The organism is Microbacterium sp. T32 (assembly GCF_001619615.1).
In the GTDB taxonomy this organism is placed as follows: domain Bacteria; phylum Actinomycetota; class Actinomycetes; order Actinomycetales; family Microbacteriaceae; genus Microbacterium.
Genome location: NZ_LQQP01000009.1, coordinates 114,437 through 131,046, shown reverse-complemented (window position 1 = coordinate 131,046; position 16,610 = coordinate 114,437). Strand labels below are relative to the sequence as shown.

The window sequence follows — 16,610 nt, the reverse complement described above, 5'->3', positions numbered from 1 at the left end:
TCTCCAAAGGAAAAGGGGGCGCGAAAGAGCGCCCCCTTTCAGGCTACTGCGCCGGACGGACCACGAGCAAAAGGTCTCCGGCCTCGACCTGCTGCGTGGCACCGACCGTGAGCCGCTCGACGACGCCGTCGACGGGGCTCGTGATCGCCGCCTCCATCTTCATGGCCTCGATGGAGGCCACCGGTTGACCGGCCGCGACGCGATCGCCGACGGCGGCCTTCAGGGTGACGACTCCGGAGAAGGGAGCAGCGACCTGACCCGGCTTCGACGTGTCCGCCTTCTCGGCCTGCCGCGCCTCGACGTCGATCGAGCGGTCGCGGACGAACACCGGCCGCAACTGTCCGTTGAGGGTCGTCATGACGGTGCGCATGCCCTTGTCGTCGGCGTCGCCGATCGCTTCGAGGCCGACGAACAGCTGCACGCCGCGCTCGATCTCGACGGTGTGCTCCTCCCCCGCCCGCAGGCCGTAGAGGTAGTCGGCGGTGTCGAGGGCGCTGAGGTCGCCGTACGCGGCCCGGGTTTCGAGGAAGGTGCGCGTGGGCGCCGGGAACAGGAGGGCGTTGAGCCGTCCGCGCCGCGTCCCGGAGTCCCCGTCGAGCGCCGCGAGGTCGTCGGCGCTGAGCGGCGTGACCGACGTCTTGACGTCGCGGCCGGCGAGCACCTTCGACCGGAAGGGCTCGGGCCAGCCGCCCGGCAGGTCGCCGAGTTCGCCCGCCATGAACGACACCACCGAGTCGGGGACGTCGTACTTCTCCGGGTTGCGCTCGAAGTCGTCGGGGTCGGCCTTGACCGCCGCGAGGTGGAGGGCGAGGTCGCCCACGACCTTGGACGACGGCGTGACCTTCGGAACCCGCCCGAGGATGCGGTTCGCCGCGGCGTACATGTCCTCGATGAGCTCGAAGTCGTCGGCGAGGCCGAGAGCGATCGCCTGCTGCCGGAGGTTCGACAGCTGCCCGCCGGGGATCTCGTGGTGGTACACGCGCCCGGTGGGGCCCGACAGCCCGGACTCGAACGGGCGGTACAGGTGACGGACGGCTTCCCAGTAGGGCTCGAGGTCCGAGACCGCGGTGAGGTCGAGCCCCGTGTCGCGGTCGGTGTGCGCGAGCGCGGCGACCAGGGCCGACAGCGACGGCTGGCTCGTCGTGCCCGACATGGGAGCTGCGGCGGCGTCGACGGCATCCGCTCCGGCCGCCGAGGCCGCGAGGAGCGTCGCGAGCTGGCCCCCCGCGGTGTCGTGCGTGTGGACGTGCACGGGGAGGTCGAACCGCTCGCGGAGCGCCGCGACCAGGCGCGCCGCCGCCGCGGGACGCAGGAGCCCCGCCATGTCCTTCACGGCGAGGATGTGCGCGCCGGCCCCGACGATCTGCTCGGCGAGGCGCAGGTAGTAGTCGAGCGTGTAGAGGTCTTCGCGGGGGTCGAGCAGGTCGCCGGTGTAGCAGACCGCGACCTCGGCGACCGCGGTCCCGGTCGCGAGCACCGCGTCGATCGCGGGCCGCATCTGCGACACGTCGTTGAGCGCGTCGAAGATCCGGAAGATGTCGATCCCGGATGCCGCGGCCTCGGCGACGAAGGCGTCCGTCACCTCCGTCGGGTACGGGGTGTATCCGACGGTGTTGCGGCCGCGCAGGAGCATCTGGATCGCCACGTTCGGCAGCGCCTGCCGCAGCACGTCGAGGCGTTCCCAGGGGTCCTCGCCGAGGAAGCGGAGCGCGACGTCGTACGTCGCACCGCCCCAGGCCTCGACGGAGAGGAGCTCGGGCGTCAGTCGCGCGACGTACGGTGCGACGCGGGCGAGGTCGCGCGTGCGGACGCGGGTCGCCAACAGCGACTGGTGGGCGTCGCGGAACGTCGTCTCGGTGACGGCGAGGGCCGTCTGCTCACGCAGGGCCCGCGCGAAGCCGGCCGGGCCGAGCTCCTGCAGCCGTTGCCGCGACCCCGCAGGCGCGGGGGCCGCGAGGTCGACGGCGGGGAGCTTGCTGCCGGGGTCGACCGAGAGCGGGTTGTCACCGTTCGGCCGGTTGACCGTGGTGTCGACGAGCCACGACAGGATCTTCGTGCCGCGGTCCTTCGACTCGCGCCCGCGCAGCAGCTCGGGTCGCTCGTCGATGAACGAGGTGCTGAGATCGCCCGCGACGAAGGCCGGGTCGTCGAGCACCGCCTGCAGGAAGGGGATGTTGGTCGAGACGCCGCGGATGCGGAACTCGGCGAGGGCACGACGGGCGCGGGCGACCGCGGCACCGAAGTCGCGACCGCGGCAGGTGAGCTTTGCGAGCATCGAGTCGAAGTGCGGGCTGATCTGCGACCCCGCGGCGGTCGTGCCGCCGTCGAGGCGGATGCCGGCCCCACCGGGCGAGCGGTAGGTCGTGATCTTGCCGGTGTCGGGGCGGAAGCCCTGCGTCGGGTCCTCGGTCGTGATGCGGCACTGCAGCGCCGCGCCGCGCAACCGGATGTCGCCCTGCGTGAGCTGCAGGTCGGCGAGGGTCTGTCCCGCGGCGATCCGCATCTGCGACTGGACCAGGTCGACGTCCGTGACCTCCTCGGTGACGGTGTGCTCGACCTGGATGCGGGGGTTCATCTCGATGAAGACGACCTCGCCCGCGCGGGGACCCGCGGTCTCGAGCAGGAACTCGACGGTTCCAGCGTTCTGATAACCGATCGACCGGGCGAACGCGACGGCGTAGCGGTGCAGGTCCGCCCGCACCGCTTCGTCGAGGTTCGGCGCCGGAGCGATCTCGATGACTTTCTGATGGCGCCGCTGCACCGAGCAGTCGCGCTCGAACAGGTGGACCGTCTCGCCCGTGGCATCCGCCAAGATCTGCACCTCGACGTGACGCGGGCGCTGCACGGCCTGCTCGAGGAACATCCGCGGGTCGCCGAACGCGCTCTGCGCTTCGCGCATCGCCTCGGCCAGCGCCGGGGCGAGCTCGCCGATCGACTCGACGCGGCGCATCCCGCGCCCGCCGCCGCCGGCGACCGCCTTGGCGAACAGCGGGAAGCCGATGTCTTCGGCCTGCGCGACGAGCGCGTCGACATCGTCGGATGCCGCGGTCGAGCGCAGCACCGGCACTCCGGCTGCGATCGCGTGCTCCTTCGCGGTGACCTTGTTACCGGCCATCGACAGCACCTCGGCGGGCGGTCCGATGAAGGCGATGCCGTTCGCCGCGGCCTTCTCCGCCAGTTCGGGGTTCTCCGAGAGGAAGCCGTAGCCGGGGTAGATGGCATCCGCTCCGCATTCCCGGGCGACGCGGATGATCTCGTCGACGTCGAGGTAAGCGCGCACGGGGTGGCCGCGCTCGCCGATCTGGTACGCCTCGTCGGCCTTCAGCCGGTGGAGCGACGCGCGGTCCTCGTAGGGGTACACCGCGACGGTGCGGGCTCCCACCTCGTAGGCGGCGCGGAACGCTCGAATGGCGATCTCTCCGCGATTGGCGACCAGGATTTTCGAGAACATGCGCACCCTTACGTCAAGCCGACGGAGCTGAATGTGCTCACAGCCTAGGGGAAGGTAACGTAGACGCTCGTGCACGTACTCTCCGTCAGCTCTTTGAAAGGCGGGGTCGGCAAGACGACCGTGACGCTCGGGCTGGCATCCGCCGCCTTCGCACGTGGCGTTCGCACTCTCGTCGTCGACCTCGACCCGCAGTCCGATGTGTCCACCGGTATGGACATCCAGGTCGCCGGTCGGCTGAACATCGCCGACGTCCTGGCCAACCCGAAGGAGAAGGTCGTCCGTCAGGCGATCACCTCGAGCGGTTGGGCGAAGGTCCACCCCGGCACGATCGACGTGCTCATCGGCAGCCCCTCGGCCATCAACTTCGACGGTCCGCACCCGAGCGTGCGCGACGTGTGGAAGCTGGAAGAGGCTCTCGCCACGATCGAGGCCGACTACGACCTCGTCCTGATCGACTGCGCCCCCTCGCTCAACGCACTGACCCGCACTGCGTGGGCCGCGAGCGACCGCGTGATCGTCGTGACCGAGCCCGGGCTGTTCTCCGTGGCGGCCGCCGACCGCGCGCTCCGGGCGATCGAGGAGATCCGTCGCGGCCTCTCCCCCCGCCTGCAGCCGCTCGGCGTCGTGGTCAACCGCGTGCGCCCGCAATCCATCGAGCACCAGTTCCGCATCAAGGAGCTGCGCGACATGTTCGGCCCGCTGGTTCTGAACCCGCAGCTGCCCGAGCGCACGTCGCTCCAGCAGGCGCAGGGCGCCGCGAAGCCGCTGCACGTCTGGCCCGGCGACTCCGCGCAGGAACTGGCCGCCGACTTCGACGCCCTTCTCGACCGGATCGTCCGCACCGGGCGCATCCCGGTGGCGTCCGACTCCCCCCAGGCGTAACGCCGCGCGCGTGAGGGGTCGATTTTTGTCGCCTGCGGGCGCCCGTAGGCGACAAAAATTGACCCCTCACGCGTAGGGAAAGCAGAACCCCGGATGCCACGGCATCCGGGGTCTTTCGTATGGGGGCGCGTCAGGCGGTGCGCGCGGCGCGACGGGCGGCGAGCTCGTCGACCGCCTCGGTCGCGGACTCGAAGTCGACGAGCGTCGACTCGACCTCGCGCAGGACCTTGCCGACGGCGATGCCGAAGACGCCCTGGCCGCGGCTGACGAGGTCGATGACCTCGTCGTTCGAGGTGCACAGGTACACCGAAGCGCCGTCGCTCATGAGCGTCGTGCCGGCGAGGTCGCGGATGCCCGCGGCGCGCAGCTGGTCGACGGCGGTGCGGATCTGCTGCAGCGAGATGCCGGTGTCGAGCAGACGCTTCACGAGCTTCAGGACGAGGATGTCGCGGAAGCCGTAGAGCCGCTGCGAACCGGAACCGCTCGCCCCGCGCACGGTGGGAACGACGAGTTCGGTGCGGGCCCAGTAGTCGAGCTGACGGTAGGTGATGCCGGCAGCGCGGGCCGCGACGGCGCCACGGTAGCCCGTGTCGTCGTCCATCTCGGGAAGTCCGTCGGTGAAGAGGAGTTCGGTGGCGAACCGGGGTTCACCGAGTGCGTCGCCAGCGGTCATGCTCGCGTCCCTCCTCATCGGCTCGTTGTTCCCACGCTAGATCAGCGGAGGTCCCCCGGCAACGACATCCGGGCCGAGGGGGTCGGCGTGTCGCGATCAGGACAGCATCCGGTCGATGGCTTCGCGCACGAACAGCGTCCGGACCTCGTCCAGACGCGCCGCGAGCTCGGGCGCGAGTTCGCTCGCGCGCGCCCGCGATGCCGCGTCCGGACGGCGGAGCAGCGCCGCGAGGGCGGATTCGACGAGGGAAGCCTCGCGCTCCGCGCTCTGCCGGAGCGAGCGCACGTGACGCGGCTCGATGCCGTGGCGGTCGAGGGCGACGAGCGTGCGCAGCAGCGACACGGTCTGCTCGCCGTACGTCTCGGCGCCGGTGATCACGCCGGTGCTGATCGCGTCGTTGAGGAGCTGCGGTGCCGCCCCCGCCGCCGAGAGCAGCTCGTCGCGGCGGTAGCGGCGCGGGGCGTTCGTCATGGATGCGATCGCCGTGGGCGGCGCGGGATTGCGGCCCGCGTCGACGTCGGCGAGGTACTCGCGGATCACGGCGAGCGGCAGGTAGTGGTCGCGCTGCAGCGTCAGCGCGAGGCGCAGCCGCTCCAGATCGGCGGGCGAGAACTTGCGGTAGCCGGAGTCGGTGCGGGTCGGCGAGACGATGCCCTGCACCTCGAGGAAGCGCAGCTTGCTGGACGACAGCGCGGGGAACTCGGGAGTGAGTCGCGCCAGCACCTGTCCGATGCTCAACAGCCCCGAGGCCGCCGGACGACCGCGGGCGGGGGCTGCCGCCATCAGTGCTCTGCCGGCGGGAGGTCGACGGGCGAACCGAAGAAGTTCAGGCGGAACTTGCCGATGCGCACCTCGGCGCCGTTGAGCAGCGCCGAACGGTCGACCCGCTCGCCGTTGACGTAGCTCCCGTTGAGCGAGCGCTGGTCGACGATCTCGAACGCGCTGCCCGAGCGGGTGATCTCGGCGTGGCGACGGGAGACCGTGACGTCGTCGAAGAAGATGTCGGCCTCGGGGTGGCGGCCGACGGTGGTGACGTCGGTGTCGAGCAGGTACCGGGCACCGGTCGTCGGGCCGGAGCGGACGATCAGGAGGGCGGCACCCGAGGGGAGGGCGTCGATCGCCTCGAGCTCGGCTTCGGTGAGGTCGGCCCCGAACGGGACGAAGGACAGATCGGCGTCGTGGCCGAACGTCTGGGTCGTGTCGTGCGAGCGGTCGGACGCGGCGGCGTCGGCGGCGCGTCGAATGTCGTCGCGCTCGAATCTGCGGGTCTCGTCCACGGCTTCTCCTTCATTTCCACCATAGCCGACCGTCTCCGAGCCGGAGGGGCCGATCGACCTCGTGCAGGCCATGGGGTATACGTCTGTCCGACGTCGGGACGCGCACCACTTCGGGTAGCGGATTGCAGTGACGGGGGGACACTCGAACCTACCGATCCCGGTCCGCCCTGTCGAGTCCGGATCACCCCGCGCGTCATCCCTCCGCGCACGGCTCACCGGTCCGGTGCAGGCGCCCTCGGTAGGGTCGGTGGCGTGATCACGACTTCCGCGCCGCGTCGGCGCTCCCTGCCCGCCGTCCTGGCCGCCGCGGCCGTCGCGCTCGCGGCCCTGGTCCTCCCGGCCGCTCCCGCGTTCGCCCACGACGAGTTGGTGTCGTCCGACCCGTCGGCCGACGCTGTGCTCGACGCGGTGCCGGCGCAGATCACGCTCACCTACAGCGCGGACATCCTGGATGCCGCCGGCGCGACCGTCATCCAGGTCACCGACGCGACCGGGACCGCACTGACCGACGGCGCCCCCACCGTGTCGGGCCCGGTCGTCACGCAAGCGCTGGCGGGACCGGCATCCGGGGTCGTCACCGTGGTGTGGCGCGTCGTCTCCGGCGACGGACACCCGATCGACGGGACGTTCTCCTTCACCGTCCCGGCGGCGCCCACCCCGACGCCCACCCCCACCCCGACGGCGACGCCCACGAGCGCCTCGACCCCGCAGCCGACCGTCACGGTCACCGAGACTCCGGCCCCGGTCGAGACCACCTCGGAGGCCTCTCCCCTGCCCTGGATCCTGCTCGCCGTGGCGCTCCTCGTCGTCGTCGGACTGGTGGTCTGGCTGTTCGTCGTGCGCGGCCGCGGGGGCACCCCCGGAAGCGGCTCCGCGGGCACCACCGGACGATAGGCTGAGACCATGCCTCATTACGATCTGGTCATTCTTGGTGCGGGTCCCGGCGGGTACGTCGCAGCCGTGCGCGGCGCGCAGCTGGGGCTGTCGGTCGCGGTCATCGAAGAGAAGTACTGGGGCGGTGTGTGCCTCAACGTCGGCTGCATCCCCTCCAAGGCTCTGCTGCGCAACGCCGACCTCGCGCACACGTTCCACGCGAAGGCCGACCTGTTCGGCATCTCGGGTGACGTGCACTTCGACTTCGGCACGGCCTTCGACCGCTCGCGGTCGGTCGCGGCCGGCCACGTCAAGGGCATCCACTACCTGATGAAGAAGAACAAGGTCACCGAGTACGAGGGCCGCGGCCACTTCGTCGATGACCACACCCTCGACGTCACCAAGGCCGACGGATCGAAGGAGCAGGTCACCTTCGACAACGTCATCATCGCCACCGGTTCCACGGTCCGCCTCCTCCCCGGCGTGACCCTGTCCGAGAACGTCGTCACCTACGAGGAGCAGATCCTCAACCGCGAGCTCCCCGGCTCCATCGTCATCGTCGGCGCCGGCGCGATCGGCATGGAGTTCGCGTACGTGCTGACGAACTACGGCGTGAAGGTCACGATCATCGAGTTCCTCGACCGCGCCCTCCCCAACGAGGACGCCGAGGTCTCCAAGGAGATCCAGCGCCAGTACAAGAGCTACGGCGTGGACATCCTCACCTCCACCAAGGTCGACTCCGTCACCGACCACGGCGACAAGGTCACCGTCGCCTACACCGGCAAGGACGGCGCCACCGGCTCCATCGACGCCGACCGCGTGCTCATGTCGATCGGTTTCGCGCCCAAGGTCGACGGGTTCGGCCTCGAGAACACCGGCGTGAAGCTCACCGAGCGCGGCGCGATCGACATCGACGACCACATGCGCACCAACGTCCCCCACATCTACGCCATCGGTGACGTCACCGCGAAGCTCCAGCTCGCGCACGTCGCCGAAGCGCAGGGCGTCGTCGCGGCCGAGACCATCGGAAACGCCGAGACCCAGACCCTCGGCGACTACCGCAACATGCCCCGCGCCACGTTCTGCAACCCGCAGGTCGCCTCCTTCGGTCTCACCGAGCAGCAGGCCCGCGACGCCGGACACGACATCAAGGTCGCGAAGTTCCCCTTCTCCGCCAACGGCAAGGCCAACGGCCTGGGCGAACCCGTCGGCTTCGTCAAGCTCGTCGCCGACGCCGAGACGCTCGAGCTCATCGGCGGCCACCTCATCGGCCCCGATGTCTCCGAACTGCTCCCCGAGCTGACGCTCGCGCAGAAGTGGGACCTCACCGCGCTCGAGGCCGCGCGGAACGTCCACACGCACCCGACGCTGTCGGAGGGTCTGCAGGAGGCCTTCCACGGCCTCGTCGGCCACATGATCAACCTCTGATCGCCCTCACGACGAAAGCCCGCCCGGTTCGCCGGGCGGGCTTTCGCGTTGAGAAGAGGTCAGCGACCGAGAGTGCGGGCGAGTTTGGAACCGGATGCCGCGGGCCGACCGCCGGCCGCGAAAACGGCCGCATCGACCGCGGCGAACAGCGTCTCCCGGCCGGCGTCGTCGGCGGGACCGGCGGGCCCGAGTTCGACCTCCCACTCGCGCCACTCGGACTCCACGCCGCGCCGCTCGTCGCGTGCACGGACACGGTCGTCGACGAACTCGGCAACGACACCGCCCTCCGCGTCGAGCAGGGCGTAGGCGGTGCGGTGGTTCCGCACGCGCGCGAGCGGCAGGAACGGTCCGCGCGCCCAGGGCGCCACGGCATCCTGGATCTCGTCGGGGACGACCGGGTCGGCATCCGGATCGCCGAGGTCGCCGAGCGGCCACTGCGTCTCGGAACGTCCACCCTCGGCGGGCGCCTTGATGTGCCAGCCCTCGTCGGGGCCGCCCTGACGTCGCCGCACGGCGACGCCGTTGCGCGCCAGGTCGGCTCCGGCCGTGTCGACGTACCGCGCATCGAGGTCGCGCGGCTCGGCCTCACCCACGCGGGCGACGCCGGGCACCCCCGACCAGTCCGGGAGGGGCGTGTCGGTCTCGACGTCGTATTTCGACTCGACCTCGACCGACGACGAGCCCGGCGCGCTCTTGCTCAATCGTCGCGTCCGTCGACGTCCGGGTTGATGTCCTCGGTCTCCTCGACGTAGACGAAGACCGCCTGGGTCGGACCGTCGGACTCGCCCGTGTGCTCGAGCCCGCCCTCGCGGCGGTAGACGAGCTGGCCTTCGCTGTAGGGAAGGATCAGCGAGTCGTCGGACTCGTTCTCGAGCGGGATCACCTGCCCGTCGAGCGGGCCTCCGGTCAGTCGTGCAATAGCCATGGCTCCAGCGTAGACCGGGCCTCCGCGCACCGCCCGCGCCTTGACACCCCTCGCCTAGACTCGCTCGGGTGACGAGCGCGGACCTCCCCGGCGACAAGCCGTTCGTGCTCCTCGCGACCCGCGCGCAGGACCTCCCCGCGGACGAGGAATACGCGCTGTTCCTGCGGTTCACGGGCCTGCCTCCCGAGCGGCTGCGGAGGGTCCGGCTCGAGCGCGAGCCGATGCCCGACATCGACCTCGACGACGTCGCCGGGATCCTCGTCGGCGGGAGCCCGTTCAACGCGTCCGATCCGTGGGAGAGGAAGTCCGCGGTCCAGCGGCGGGTGGAGGCCGAGATGGCGGCGCTCGTCGATCGCGTCGTCGCGCGGGACGCGCCGTTCCTCGGCGCCTGCTACGGCGTCGGCACCCTCGGCACGCACCTGGGCGCCCCGATCGACGGCACGTACGCCGAGCCGATCAGCGTCGTGGACGTGTCGCTGACGGATGCCGGCCGCGCGGACCCGCTCCTCGTGGGCCTCCCCGACACGTTCCCGGCGTTCGTGGGCCACAAGGAGGCGATCGCCGCCCTCCCCGCGGCGGCGACGCTCCTGGCCTCGTCCGCCACGTGTCCCGTGCAGATGTTCCGCGTCGGTGAGAACGTCTACGCGACGCAGTTCCACCCGGAGCTCGACGTCGACGGCATCGTCACGCGGATCCACGCGTACGCGTCGTACGGATACTTCGCGCCCGACGAGCTCGACCTGACCCTCGCGGCGGTCCGGCGGGCGCCCGTCACCGAGACGGGACGCATCCTGCGGGCGTTCGTCGAGCGTTACGCCCGCTGAACGCGACCCACGGCTAGGGCTGCGACGCCGGCGCGGTCCGCACGATCGGCACGGCCGCGGTGACCGCGGGGCGCACGCGCCGCAGCTGCGGCTCGAGCCCGAGATCGACGAGGACGATGCGCCCGGCGAGCTCCGGTCCGCGACCCCGCACCAGGCCCGCCTTGACGGCCCCGAACGTGACGGTGGTCGCGGCGGGGAGGACGGCGGCATCCGCTTCGCCCGTGTCGGGGTGCAGACCGCTGGGGATGTCCACGGCGAGGACCCGGACGCGCCCCGCGACCACCGCCGGGCGGAGCGCCTCGACGACCGCGCGCGCGGTCCCGCGGAGCCGCGGGTCGGCGGAGGCGCCGATTCCCAGGATGCCGTCGACCACCAGGACGTGATCGGCTACGGCGGCGCAGATGTCCGAGGCATCCCGGATCCGGGCGCCCGCGGCGAGGGCCGCGTCGAGGCCCTCCCGGTGCACGCGGTCGCGCGTGAGCACGATGTCGACGCGGGTCGCGGAGGCGGCGAACTCGGCCGCGGCGAACAGCGCATCGCCGCCGTTGTCGCCGGACCCCGCGAGCACGAGGACGGGTCCGCGCGTGCCTGCCAGCTCATCGGCGACGAGGGCGGCGAGGGCGTGAGCGGCCTCACGCATGAGCGGACGGCCCGCGGCGAGCAGCGGTGCTTCCGCGGCCCGGACCGCGTCGGCAGTGTACGCGGCGGTGCGCTCGGTCATGGCCCCCACCCTAGGCTCGCGCCGCGGCCGCCGCCGCCTCGCGCTCCTTCGCCTCCGCCTCGCGGGCGGCATCCAATTCGCCGACGTCCGCCTGCACGGCCCGCTCGGCGCGCTGCACGCGGAACTGCGCGAGCGTCGTCGCCCCGAACTTCGCGCGCTCGCGGTCCTCGTCCTCCTCGTGCCCGACGGTGATGTAGGCGCCGGCGAGGAGGATCACCTGGCTCGAGAGGTTCAGCCACAGGAGGAGCGCGATGAGGGCGGCGAACGTCGCGAGGAGCGGGTTGCTGCTCGCTCCCCCGACGAACAGCCCCGACAGCTGCTGCAGCGCCACCAGGCCGACGCCGCCCAGCACGGCACCGCGGAGCAGCGTCCCCCGCCGGACCCGCAGGCCCGACAAGAGCGCGAAGGCCGCGGCCACGACGGCCGTGTCGAGCGCGAGGACCACCAGGGTCGAGAGGAGCCACGTCAGGATGCCGGTGACCCACGAATCGGCCGAGATGCCGAGGAGACCGCGCACCCACGTCAGTCCCGCCGTGGCGAGGAACGTCACGCCCGCGGCCGCGGCGAGCGCGACTCCCACACCGATCGCGAGCGCGAGGTTTCGGAGGATCACCCAGACGATGAAGGTGTCCTCGGTGGTGACGTCCGCGATCTGGCGGAGCGCCGAGCGGAGCGAGCCGATCGCGCCGATCGCGGCGCCGACGAGACCGAGCGATCCGAGAATGCCCGCGACCGTGAATCCGGCGGGCGCTTTGATCGAGGCGACGTCGATGAGGCCGTCGGGCCCGACGAGACCGGGGATCGCGCTGTTGACCGCGCGCGTCAGGGCGGCGAGCCCGTCGGGGTTGTCGGCGAGCCAGACGGCGGCGAACGAGAACCCGATGAGGACCCCGGCGAAGACGCTGAAGAGCGTGCGGTACGTCACGCTGTCGGCGAGCATCGGTCCGCGCCGTCCCGTGTACACGAGATAGCCGCGCACGAGTCGCCGCTGCAGGGCCCAGGCGGTGACGCGACGGAGGAGGTCTGCCATTTCCTCAGGCTATGCGGCCCCGGCGGATTCCCCCCGCGGGGTTGACCGCGCACCGGAATTCGCAGAATGGCCCCGATCTCGCAGGATCTCGGGCGGATTCTGCGAGAAACGTCGGATTCTGCGAACCTCGGCCGCTCACACCAGCGCGCGGAGCAGCGCCCACCACGTCCCGAGCAGCAGGGGCGGGCCGAACGCGAACTCCGCGCGGCGGCCGGCGGCGAGGAGGGCGCCGAGTCCCGCCGCCCCGCCGCACACGAATCCGGCCGCCAGCCCCGAGGCCACGGCATCCGATCCGAACCAGCCGAGGTGGGCGCCCGCGAGGGCCGCGAGCGTCACGTCTCCCCCGCCGAACGCGGCGGGGCGGGCCGACCGCAGCGCGAGGCACAGGAGGAACGCGGATGCCGCTCCGCCCCACACTCCCGCGATCCGTTCGGCCTGGCCGGCGGCGAGCGCCGCGGAGGTCAGGAGCGTCAGCGCGAGCGCGAGTCCGGGGAGGACGAGGGCGTGCGGGAGCCGGTGGTGGCGGTGGTCGATGACGGCGAGGACGACGCTGAGGACCGCGAACACGGCCAGCGCGGCGGAGAGCATGGCGGCGGCCAGGCGGGTCAGGCGTCGAGGACCGACAGCTGCACGAGGACGATGCCGTCGGGGGCGATGTCCTCCCGGTCGCGCACGGCGCGCTTGAGCGGCAGAACGTACTCGCCCGTGGACTGCGGGAACACCGAGGTCCGCCAGGTCGACGATCCGATCGTCGCCTCGACCCGGACGCCCCCGAAACCGCGCCGGAAGGTCTGCGTCTCGCAGACGGCCTCGCTCAGCTCGAGCGGCAGCGCGACGAAGTACCAGTCGCTGTCGAGCCGCGCGGCCCAGCGGAAGACCTCTCCCTCGAACTCCACGATCACACGCGTCCCCTTCCGACCCGGTCCACCGTAGCCCGGTGCCGGCGACCGCGGTCGACGTTCTCCCCTGGGGAGGAGGGGTCAGTCCGCGAGGATCCCCGCCGCCCGCGCGGGCTCGGCGTACGCGCGGGCGAGGGAGGCGACGGTGTCGTGCGCGTTGAGCCCGCTGGGGTTCGGCAGCACCCAGGTGGGCGCTCCCCCGATGCTCTCGTCCTGCCGCCCGGCCCGCGCCTTGGGGCGGTCGAAGCCCTGCCGGTACGCGGTGAGACCGACGACGGCAACGGCACGGGGCGCGAGCGCGGCCACGCGGGTCTCGAGACTCCGCGCGCCGTCGCGCAGCTCTTCGCGCGCGAGCTCGTCGGCGCGCGCCGTGGCCCGCGCGACGAGGTTCGACACCCCCACCCCCGCCGCGAAGATCATCGCGCGGTCGGCGTCGTCGAGCGGCCCGCTGTACGCGGGGAGCCGCGGCAGGATCCCGGCCTCGACGAGCGCCGGCCAGAAGCGGTTGCCCGGCCGCGCGAAGGGCGTCCCGGTGGCCGCCGTCCAGAGCCCCGGGTTGATGCCGACGAAGAGCAGCCGCAGCCCCGGTCCTGTGAGGTCGGAGATCGTGGCATCCCGGAACGACTCCAGCTCGGCGCGCGAATAGCCCATGCGACCACTATGACCACATCCGCGCGGGCGATGCCCCGTTGTGCCAGGATCGGCGGAATGGATGCCGTGCCCGCCCTCACCGAGGTCCCCCCTGCGCAGTTCGTGATCGTGGGCGACAACATCCGCCTCGCGACGTACTCGTGGGGCGACCCCGAGGCGCCGCCGGTTCTGTGCGTGCACGGCTTCGGCTCGTCGACGCGCGACAACTGGGTCAACACCGGCTGGGTGCGCGACCTGCTGCGCGCCGGGTTCCGCGTGCTCGCGGTCGACCAGCGCGGACACGGCCTCAGCGACAAGCCGCACGACCCCGCGTCGTACGAGATGACCGCTCTCGTCGCCGACCTCGTCGCCGTCCTCGACACCTACCTTCTCGACCAGGTGCGCTACCTGGGCTACTCGCTCGGCGGGCGCGTGGGCTGGCAGCTCGCGGTCGATGCGCCGGAGCACGTCGAGCGCGCGGTGCTCGGCGGCATCCCGGACGGCCGTCCGCTCGCGCGCCTCCAGGTCGATCAGGCCCGGGCGTTCCTCGATCACGGCGAGCCGGTTCAGGATGCCACGACCCTGCGCTACATGTCGCTCGCCGACCGCGTCCCGGGCAACGACCTGCGCGCGCTCGTCGCCGTCGCGGAGGGCATGCGGCTCGGGCAGACCGATCCGGATCCCGCGTCGCCGCCGCAGCAGCCGGTGCTCATCGCCACCGGGACCGAGGATCCGATCCACGATCAGTCTGCGCGGCTGGCCGGGCTCCTGCCGCGAGGCGAGTTCGCCGACATCCCGGGCCGGCACCACGTGAACGCGCCGGGCGCTCGCACGTTCCGCGAGGCCGGGATCGCGTTCCTCTCCCGCGACCTCTGACGGGAGGGACGCGGGAACGGACCCGGACCCGGGTCAGGCGCCGCCGCCGGCGGCATCCGCACTGCAGACGTACACCGTCGTGGGCGCGTCGGTCGCCGTCTCGCAGTTCTCCTGCACCCACGCGCGGATCTGCTCCGAGACCGTGTTCGTCGACGTGGTCGCGGCGCCCGAACCGCTGCCACCTCCGAGGGCTCCGCCGGTGGGGCCGCCCATGCGGTCCTGACCGCCGATGACGTAGCGGAGCTCACCGCTCTGGACCAGCGAGATGAACGTCTCCAGGGTGGGAGCGGCATCCGTGCCGTTGAAACCGCCGATCGGCAGGACCGACTGGCCGTCCGACGCGACGATGAGCTGCGCCGCGGTCTGCGCGCCGAACGTCGCCGCGAGATAGGACGCGCCGCCCCGGTTCGTCTCGAGCCACGACAGCAGCGCGCTCGTGTCGCCCCCGAAGCCGCCCGCGCCGGCGCCGAATCCGCCGGTTCCGCCGCCGGCGCCCCGGCCGTCCGTCGACCCGGAGGCGAAGCCGCCCCCGCCGCGACCGTCGCGTGTGCCGCCCTGGGCTCCCGTGCCGCCGTTCGGCGCCCCGGCGAAGCCGCCGGCGCCTGGGCCGCCGTTCTGCGCACCGGGGAACCCGCCGCCGTTCTGCCCACCGGGGAACCCGCCGCCGCCCGTGCGACCGCCGAAGCCCGCCCCGCCGAAGCTCGACGCCATCTCCGACACTCCCCCGGCCACCGGGTTGATGGAACTGGGGTGCGCGATCGTCACCGCCGACCAGACCGCGGGCGTGAGCAGCAGGCCCACCAGCATCGCCGCGGTGGTCACGAGCCGTGCGCGGTGCCGACTGAGCAGCAGCACGATCGCGACGATCGCGACGACGGCCTGCGCCAGCGCGACGGGCACACTGTACCCGCCGACCGAGATGCCGATGCCGACCGCGGTGGCCGCACCGACGCCCACGATCGTGACGGCGGGCCATGTCCGGCCCTGCCGCGCGCTCCACGCGAGCGCGGTCGCCACCGCCAGGCCGAGGGGCACGGCGAGAGCCGCCGTGTAGAACTGGTGCATTCCGGCGACGACGGAGAACATCGCGGCGAACGTGAGGGTCCACACCGTCAGCAGCACCGTCAGGGCCCGCGGGAAGCGCAGGATCCACAGCACGATGAGCGCGATCAATGCCGCGGGGATGAGCCACGCGATCTGGCCCGCAAGCTGTGCGTTGAACAGGCGCAGCACGCCCGGGCTGCCGGAGAACGGCGGGGTGAACGACTCGTAGGACGAACTGTCATCCGTCGCTCCGAAGCGCCCCAGCCCGTTGTAGCCGAACACCATCTCCCAGGGGTTGTTCCCCAGCGTGCTGCCGATGTACGGGCGACTGCTCGCGGGGATCAGCGACACGATCGCGACCCACCAGAGCGAGGCGACCGCGCTGACCGCTCCGGCCACCAGCAGGTGCCCGACGCGGCGTCTCCACGACTGCGCGGTGCACAGGTATGCCGCAGCGAGCGCGGGCCAGACCGCCCACGCTTCGAGCATGTAGAACTGGAACGACAGGCCGATCGCCGCGCCGGCGACCACGAGCCATCCGAGGCTGCGGGCCTGGATCGCGCGCACCGCCGCCCACGCCGTGATCGACAGGCCGAGCACGAAGAACGCCTCGGGCTGGTTCGATCGCGCGACCGCGACGAGGATGGGCGTGACCGCGACGACGGCCCCCGCGATGAGCCCCGCGCGCACGCCGGCCAGGCGCCGGGCCGTCACCGCCGTGATGAGCGCCGCCCCGACTGCCGCGAGGGCGTTGGGCAGGATCACCGTCCACGCCGAGTACCCGAACGCCTTCACGAACAGCGCGGGGATCCAGAACGACCCGGGGATCTTGTCGAGCGTGACCGTGCCGGCCGGGTCCATCGAGCCGAAGAAGAAGTTCGACCACGACTGACTCATCGACACCGCGATGGAGGCGTAGTAATCCGACGGCGCGCCGTCCCACACCTGCCACGCCGTCAGGACGAGCGCGAGCGCGGCGACGGCGGCGAGGCCCCACGGCCACGCGCGGTGCTTCGGTGGCGCGGCGGCGGCGGGTCGGGCGATCGGGGTCTGCGGGATGCTGAGTGCGGCGGTCAC

At 72.1% G+C, this 16,610-nt stretch carries 17 protein-coding genes; 5 read left to right on the top strand and 12 right to left on the bottom strand.

The features are described from left to right. Positions 1-43 precede the first annotated feature (43 nt). On the bottom strand, positions 44-3,451 hold the full coding sequence (locus tag AVW09_RS04980; RefSeq protein ID WP_063256963.1) for a pyruvate carboxylase: 3,408 nt from the start codon (positions 3,449-3,451) through the stop codon (positions 44-46). Positions 3,452-3,520: 69 nt separating this feature from the next. Between AVW09_RS04980 and AVW09_RS04975 the strand changes: the two genes are divergently transcribed. After that, the gene (locus AVW09_RS04975; protein ID WP_022878003.1) at positions 3,521-4,333 is read left to right on the top strand and encodes a ParA family protein; all 813 of its coding nucleotides are present in this window, start codon (positions 3,521-3,523) and stop codon (positions 4,331-4,333) included. Between the two features lie 130 nt (positions 4,334-4,463). On the opposite strand, the gene AVW09_RS04970 is transcribed toward AVW09_RS04975, so the two are convergent. From AVW09_RS04970 to AVW09_RS04960, 3 genes are all read right to left on the bottom strand, one after another. Continuing rightward, positions 4,464-5,006 (bottom strand): MerR family transcriptional regulator, encoded by a 543-nt coding sequence (locus AVW09_RS04970; RefSeq protein WP_022878004.1) that lies wholly within the window; start codon positions 5,004-5,006, stop codon positions 4,464-4,466. 96 nt (positions 5,007-5,102) lie between these two features. Then, positions 5,103-5,789, bottom strand: a complete 687-nt coding sequence (gene ftsR / locus AVW09_RS04965) for a transcriptional regulator FtsR (protein WP_063256962.1) — start codon at positions 5,787-5,789, stop codon at positions 5,103-5,105. After that, on the bottom strand, positions 5,789-6,283 hold the full coding sequence (locus tag AVW09_RS04960) for an FHA domain-containing protein (protein ID WP_063256961.1): 495 nt from the start codon (positions 6,281-6,283) through the stop codon (positions 5,789-5,791). The genes ftsR and AVW09_RS04960 overlap by 1 nt, the downstream gene beginning before the upstream one ends. Positions 6,284-6,535: 252 nt before the next feature. On the opposite strand from AVW09_RS04960, the gene AVW09_RS17885 reads away from it, so the two are divergent. Both AVW09_RS17885 and lpdA read left to right on the top strand, forming a co-directional pair. Continuing rightward, positions 6,536-7,177 (top strand): copper resistance CopC family protein, encoded by a 642-nt coding sequence (locus tag AVW09_RS17885; protein WP_197462564.1) that lies wholly within the window; start codon positions 6,536-6,538, stop codon positions 7,175-7,177. Positions 7,178-7,186: 9 nt separating this feature from the next. Continuing rightward, positions 7,187-8,584 (top strand): dihydrolipoyl dehydrogenase, encoded by a 1,398-nt coding sequence (lpdA, locus tag AVW09_RS04950; protein WP_063256960.1) that lies wholly within the window; start codon positions 7,187-7,189, stop codon positions 8,582-8,584. A 59-nt stretch (positions 8,585-8,643) separates the two neighbouring features. On the opposite strand, the gene AVW09_RS04945 is transcribed toward lpdA, so the two are convergent. Both AVW09_RS04945 and AVW09_RS04940 read right to left on the bottom strand, forming a co-directional pair. After that, the gene (locus AVW09_RS04945) at positions 8,644-9,285 is read right to left on the bottom strand and encodes a CYTH domain-containing protein (RefSeq protein WP_063256959.1); all 642 of its coding nucleotides are present in this window, start codon (positions 9,283-9,285) and stop codon (positions 8,644-8,646) included. Next, on the bottom strand, positions 9,282-9,509 hold the full coding sequence (locus tag AVW09_RS04940; RefSeq protein WP_063256958.1) for a hypothetical protein: 228 nt from the start codon (positions 9,507-9,509) through the stop codon (positions 9,282-9,284). Before AVW09_RS04940 ends, AVW09_RS04945 begins: the two co-directional genes overlap by 4 nt. Positions 9,510-9,577: 68 nt before the next feature. Here AVW09_RS04940 and AVW09_RS04935 point away from each other — a divergent pair, with 68 nt between their 5' ends. Next, a complete protein-coding gene (locus AVW09_RS04935) occupies positions 9,578-10,333 on the top strand; it encodes a glutamine amidotransferase (RefSeq protein WP_063256957.1) in 756 nt (251 codons plus the stop codon). Positions 10,334-10,346: 13 nt separating this feature from the next. Here the strand turns inward: AVW09_RS04935 and AVW09_RS04930 are convergent, their stop codons facing one another. The 5 genes from AVW09_RS04930 to AVW09_RS04910 all read right to left on the bottom strand — a co-directional run bounded on the left by AVW09_RS04930 (position 10,347) and on the right by AVW09_RS04910 (position 13,634). Continuing rightward, complete coding sequence (locus AVW09_RS04930) at positions 10,347-11,054, bottom strand: NAD(P)H-hydrate epimerase (protein WP_063257060.1); 708 nt, start codon at positions 11,052-11,054, stop codon at positions 10,347-10,349. Positions 11,055-11,064: 10 nt separating this feature from the next. After that, entirely contained in the window at positions 11,065-12,084 is a 1,020-nt protein-coding gene (locus AVW09_RS04925) for a YhjD/YihY/BrkB family envelope integrity protein (RefSeq protein ID WP_063256956.1), read from the bottom strand. A gap of 135 nt (positions 12,085-12,219) precedes the next feature. Then, entirely contained in the window at positions 12,220-12,672 is a 453-nt protein-coding gene (locus tag AVW09_RS04920; protein WP_063256955.1) for a prepilin peptidase, read from the bottom strand. A gap of 17 nt (positions 12,673-12,689) precedes the next feature. Further along, entirely contained in the window at positions 12,690-12,986 is a 297-nt protein-coding gene (locus tag AVW09_RS04915) for a DUF1905 domain-containing protein (protein WP_063256954.1), read from the bottom strand. 78 nt (positions 12,987-13,064) lie between these two features. After that, positions 13,065-13,634, bottom strand: coding sequence for a mismatch-specific DNA-glycosylase (locus AVW09_RS04910; protein WP_063256953.1), 570 nt, complete (start codon positions 13,632-13,634; stop codon positions 13,065-13,067). A gap of 57 nt (positions 13,635-13,691) precedes the next feature. On the opposite strand from AVW09_RS04910, the gene AVW09_RS04905 reads away from it, so the two are divergent. Beyond that, the gene (locus AVW09_RS04905; RefSeq protein WP_063256952.1) at positions 13,692-14,489 is read left to right on the top strand and encodes an alpha/beta fold hydrolase; all 798 of its coding nucleotides are present in this window, start codon (positions 13,692-13,694) and stop codon (positions 14,487-14,489) included. 33 nt (positions 14,490-14,522) lie between these two features. Here the strand turns inward: AVW09_RS04905 and AVW09_RS04900 are convergent, their stop codons facing one another. Beyond that, entirely contained in the window at positions 14,523-16,610 is a 2,088-nt protein-coding gene (locus tag AVW09_RS04900; RefSeq protein WP_063256951.1) for a glycosyltransferase family 39 protein, read from the bottom strand.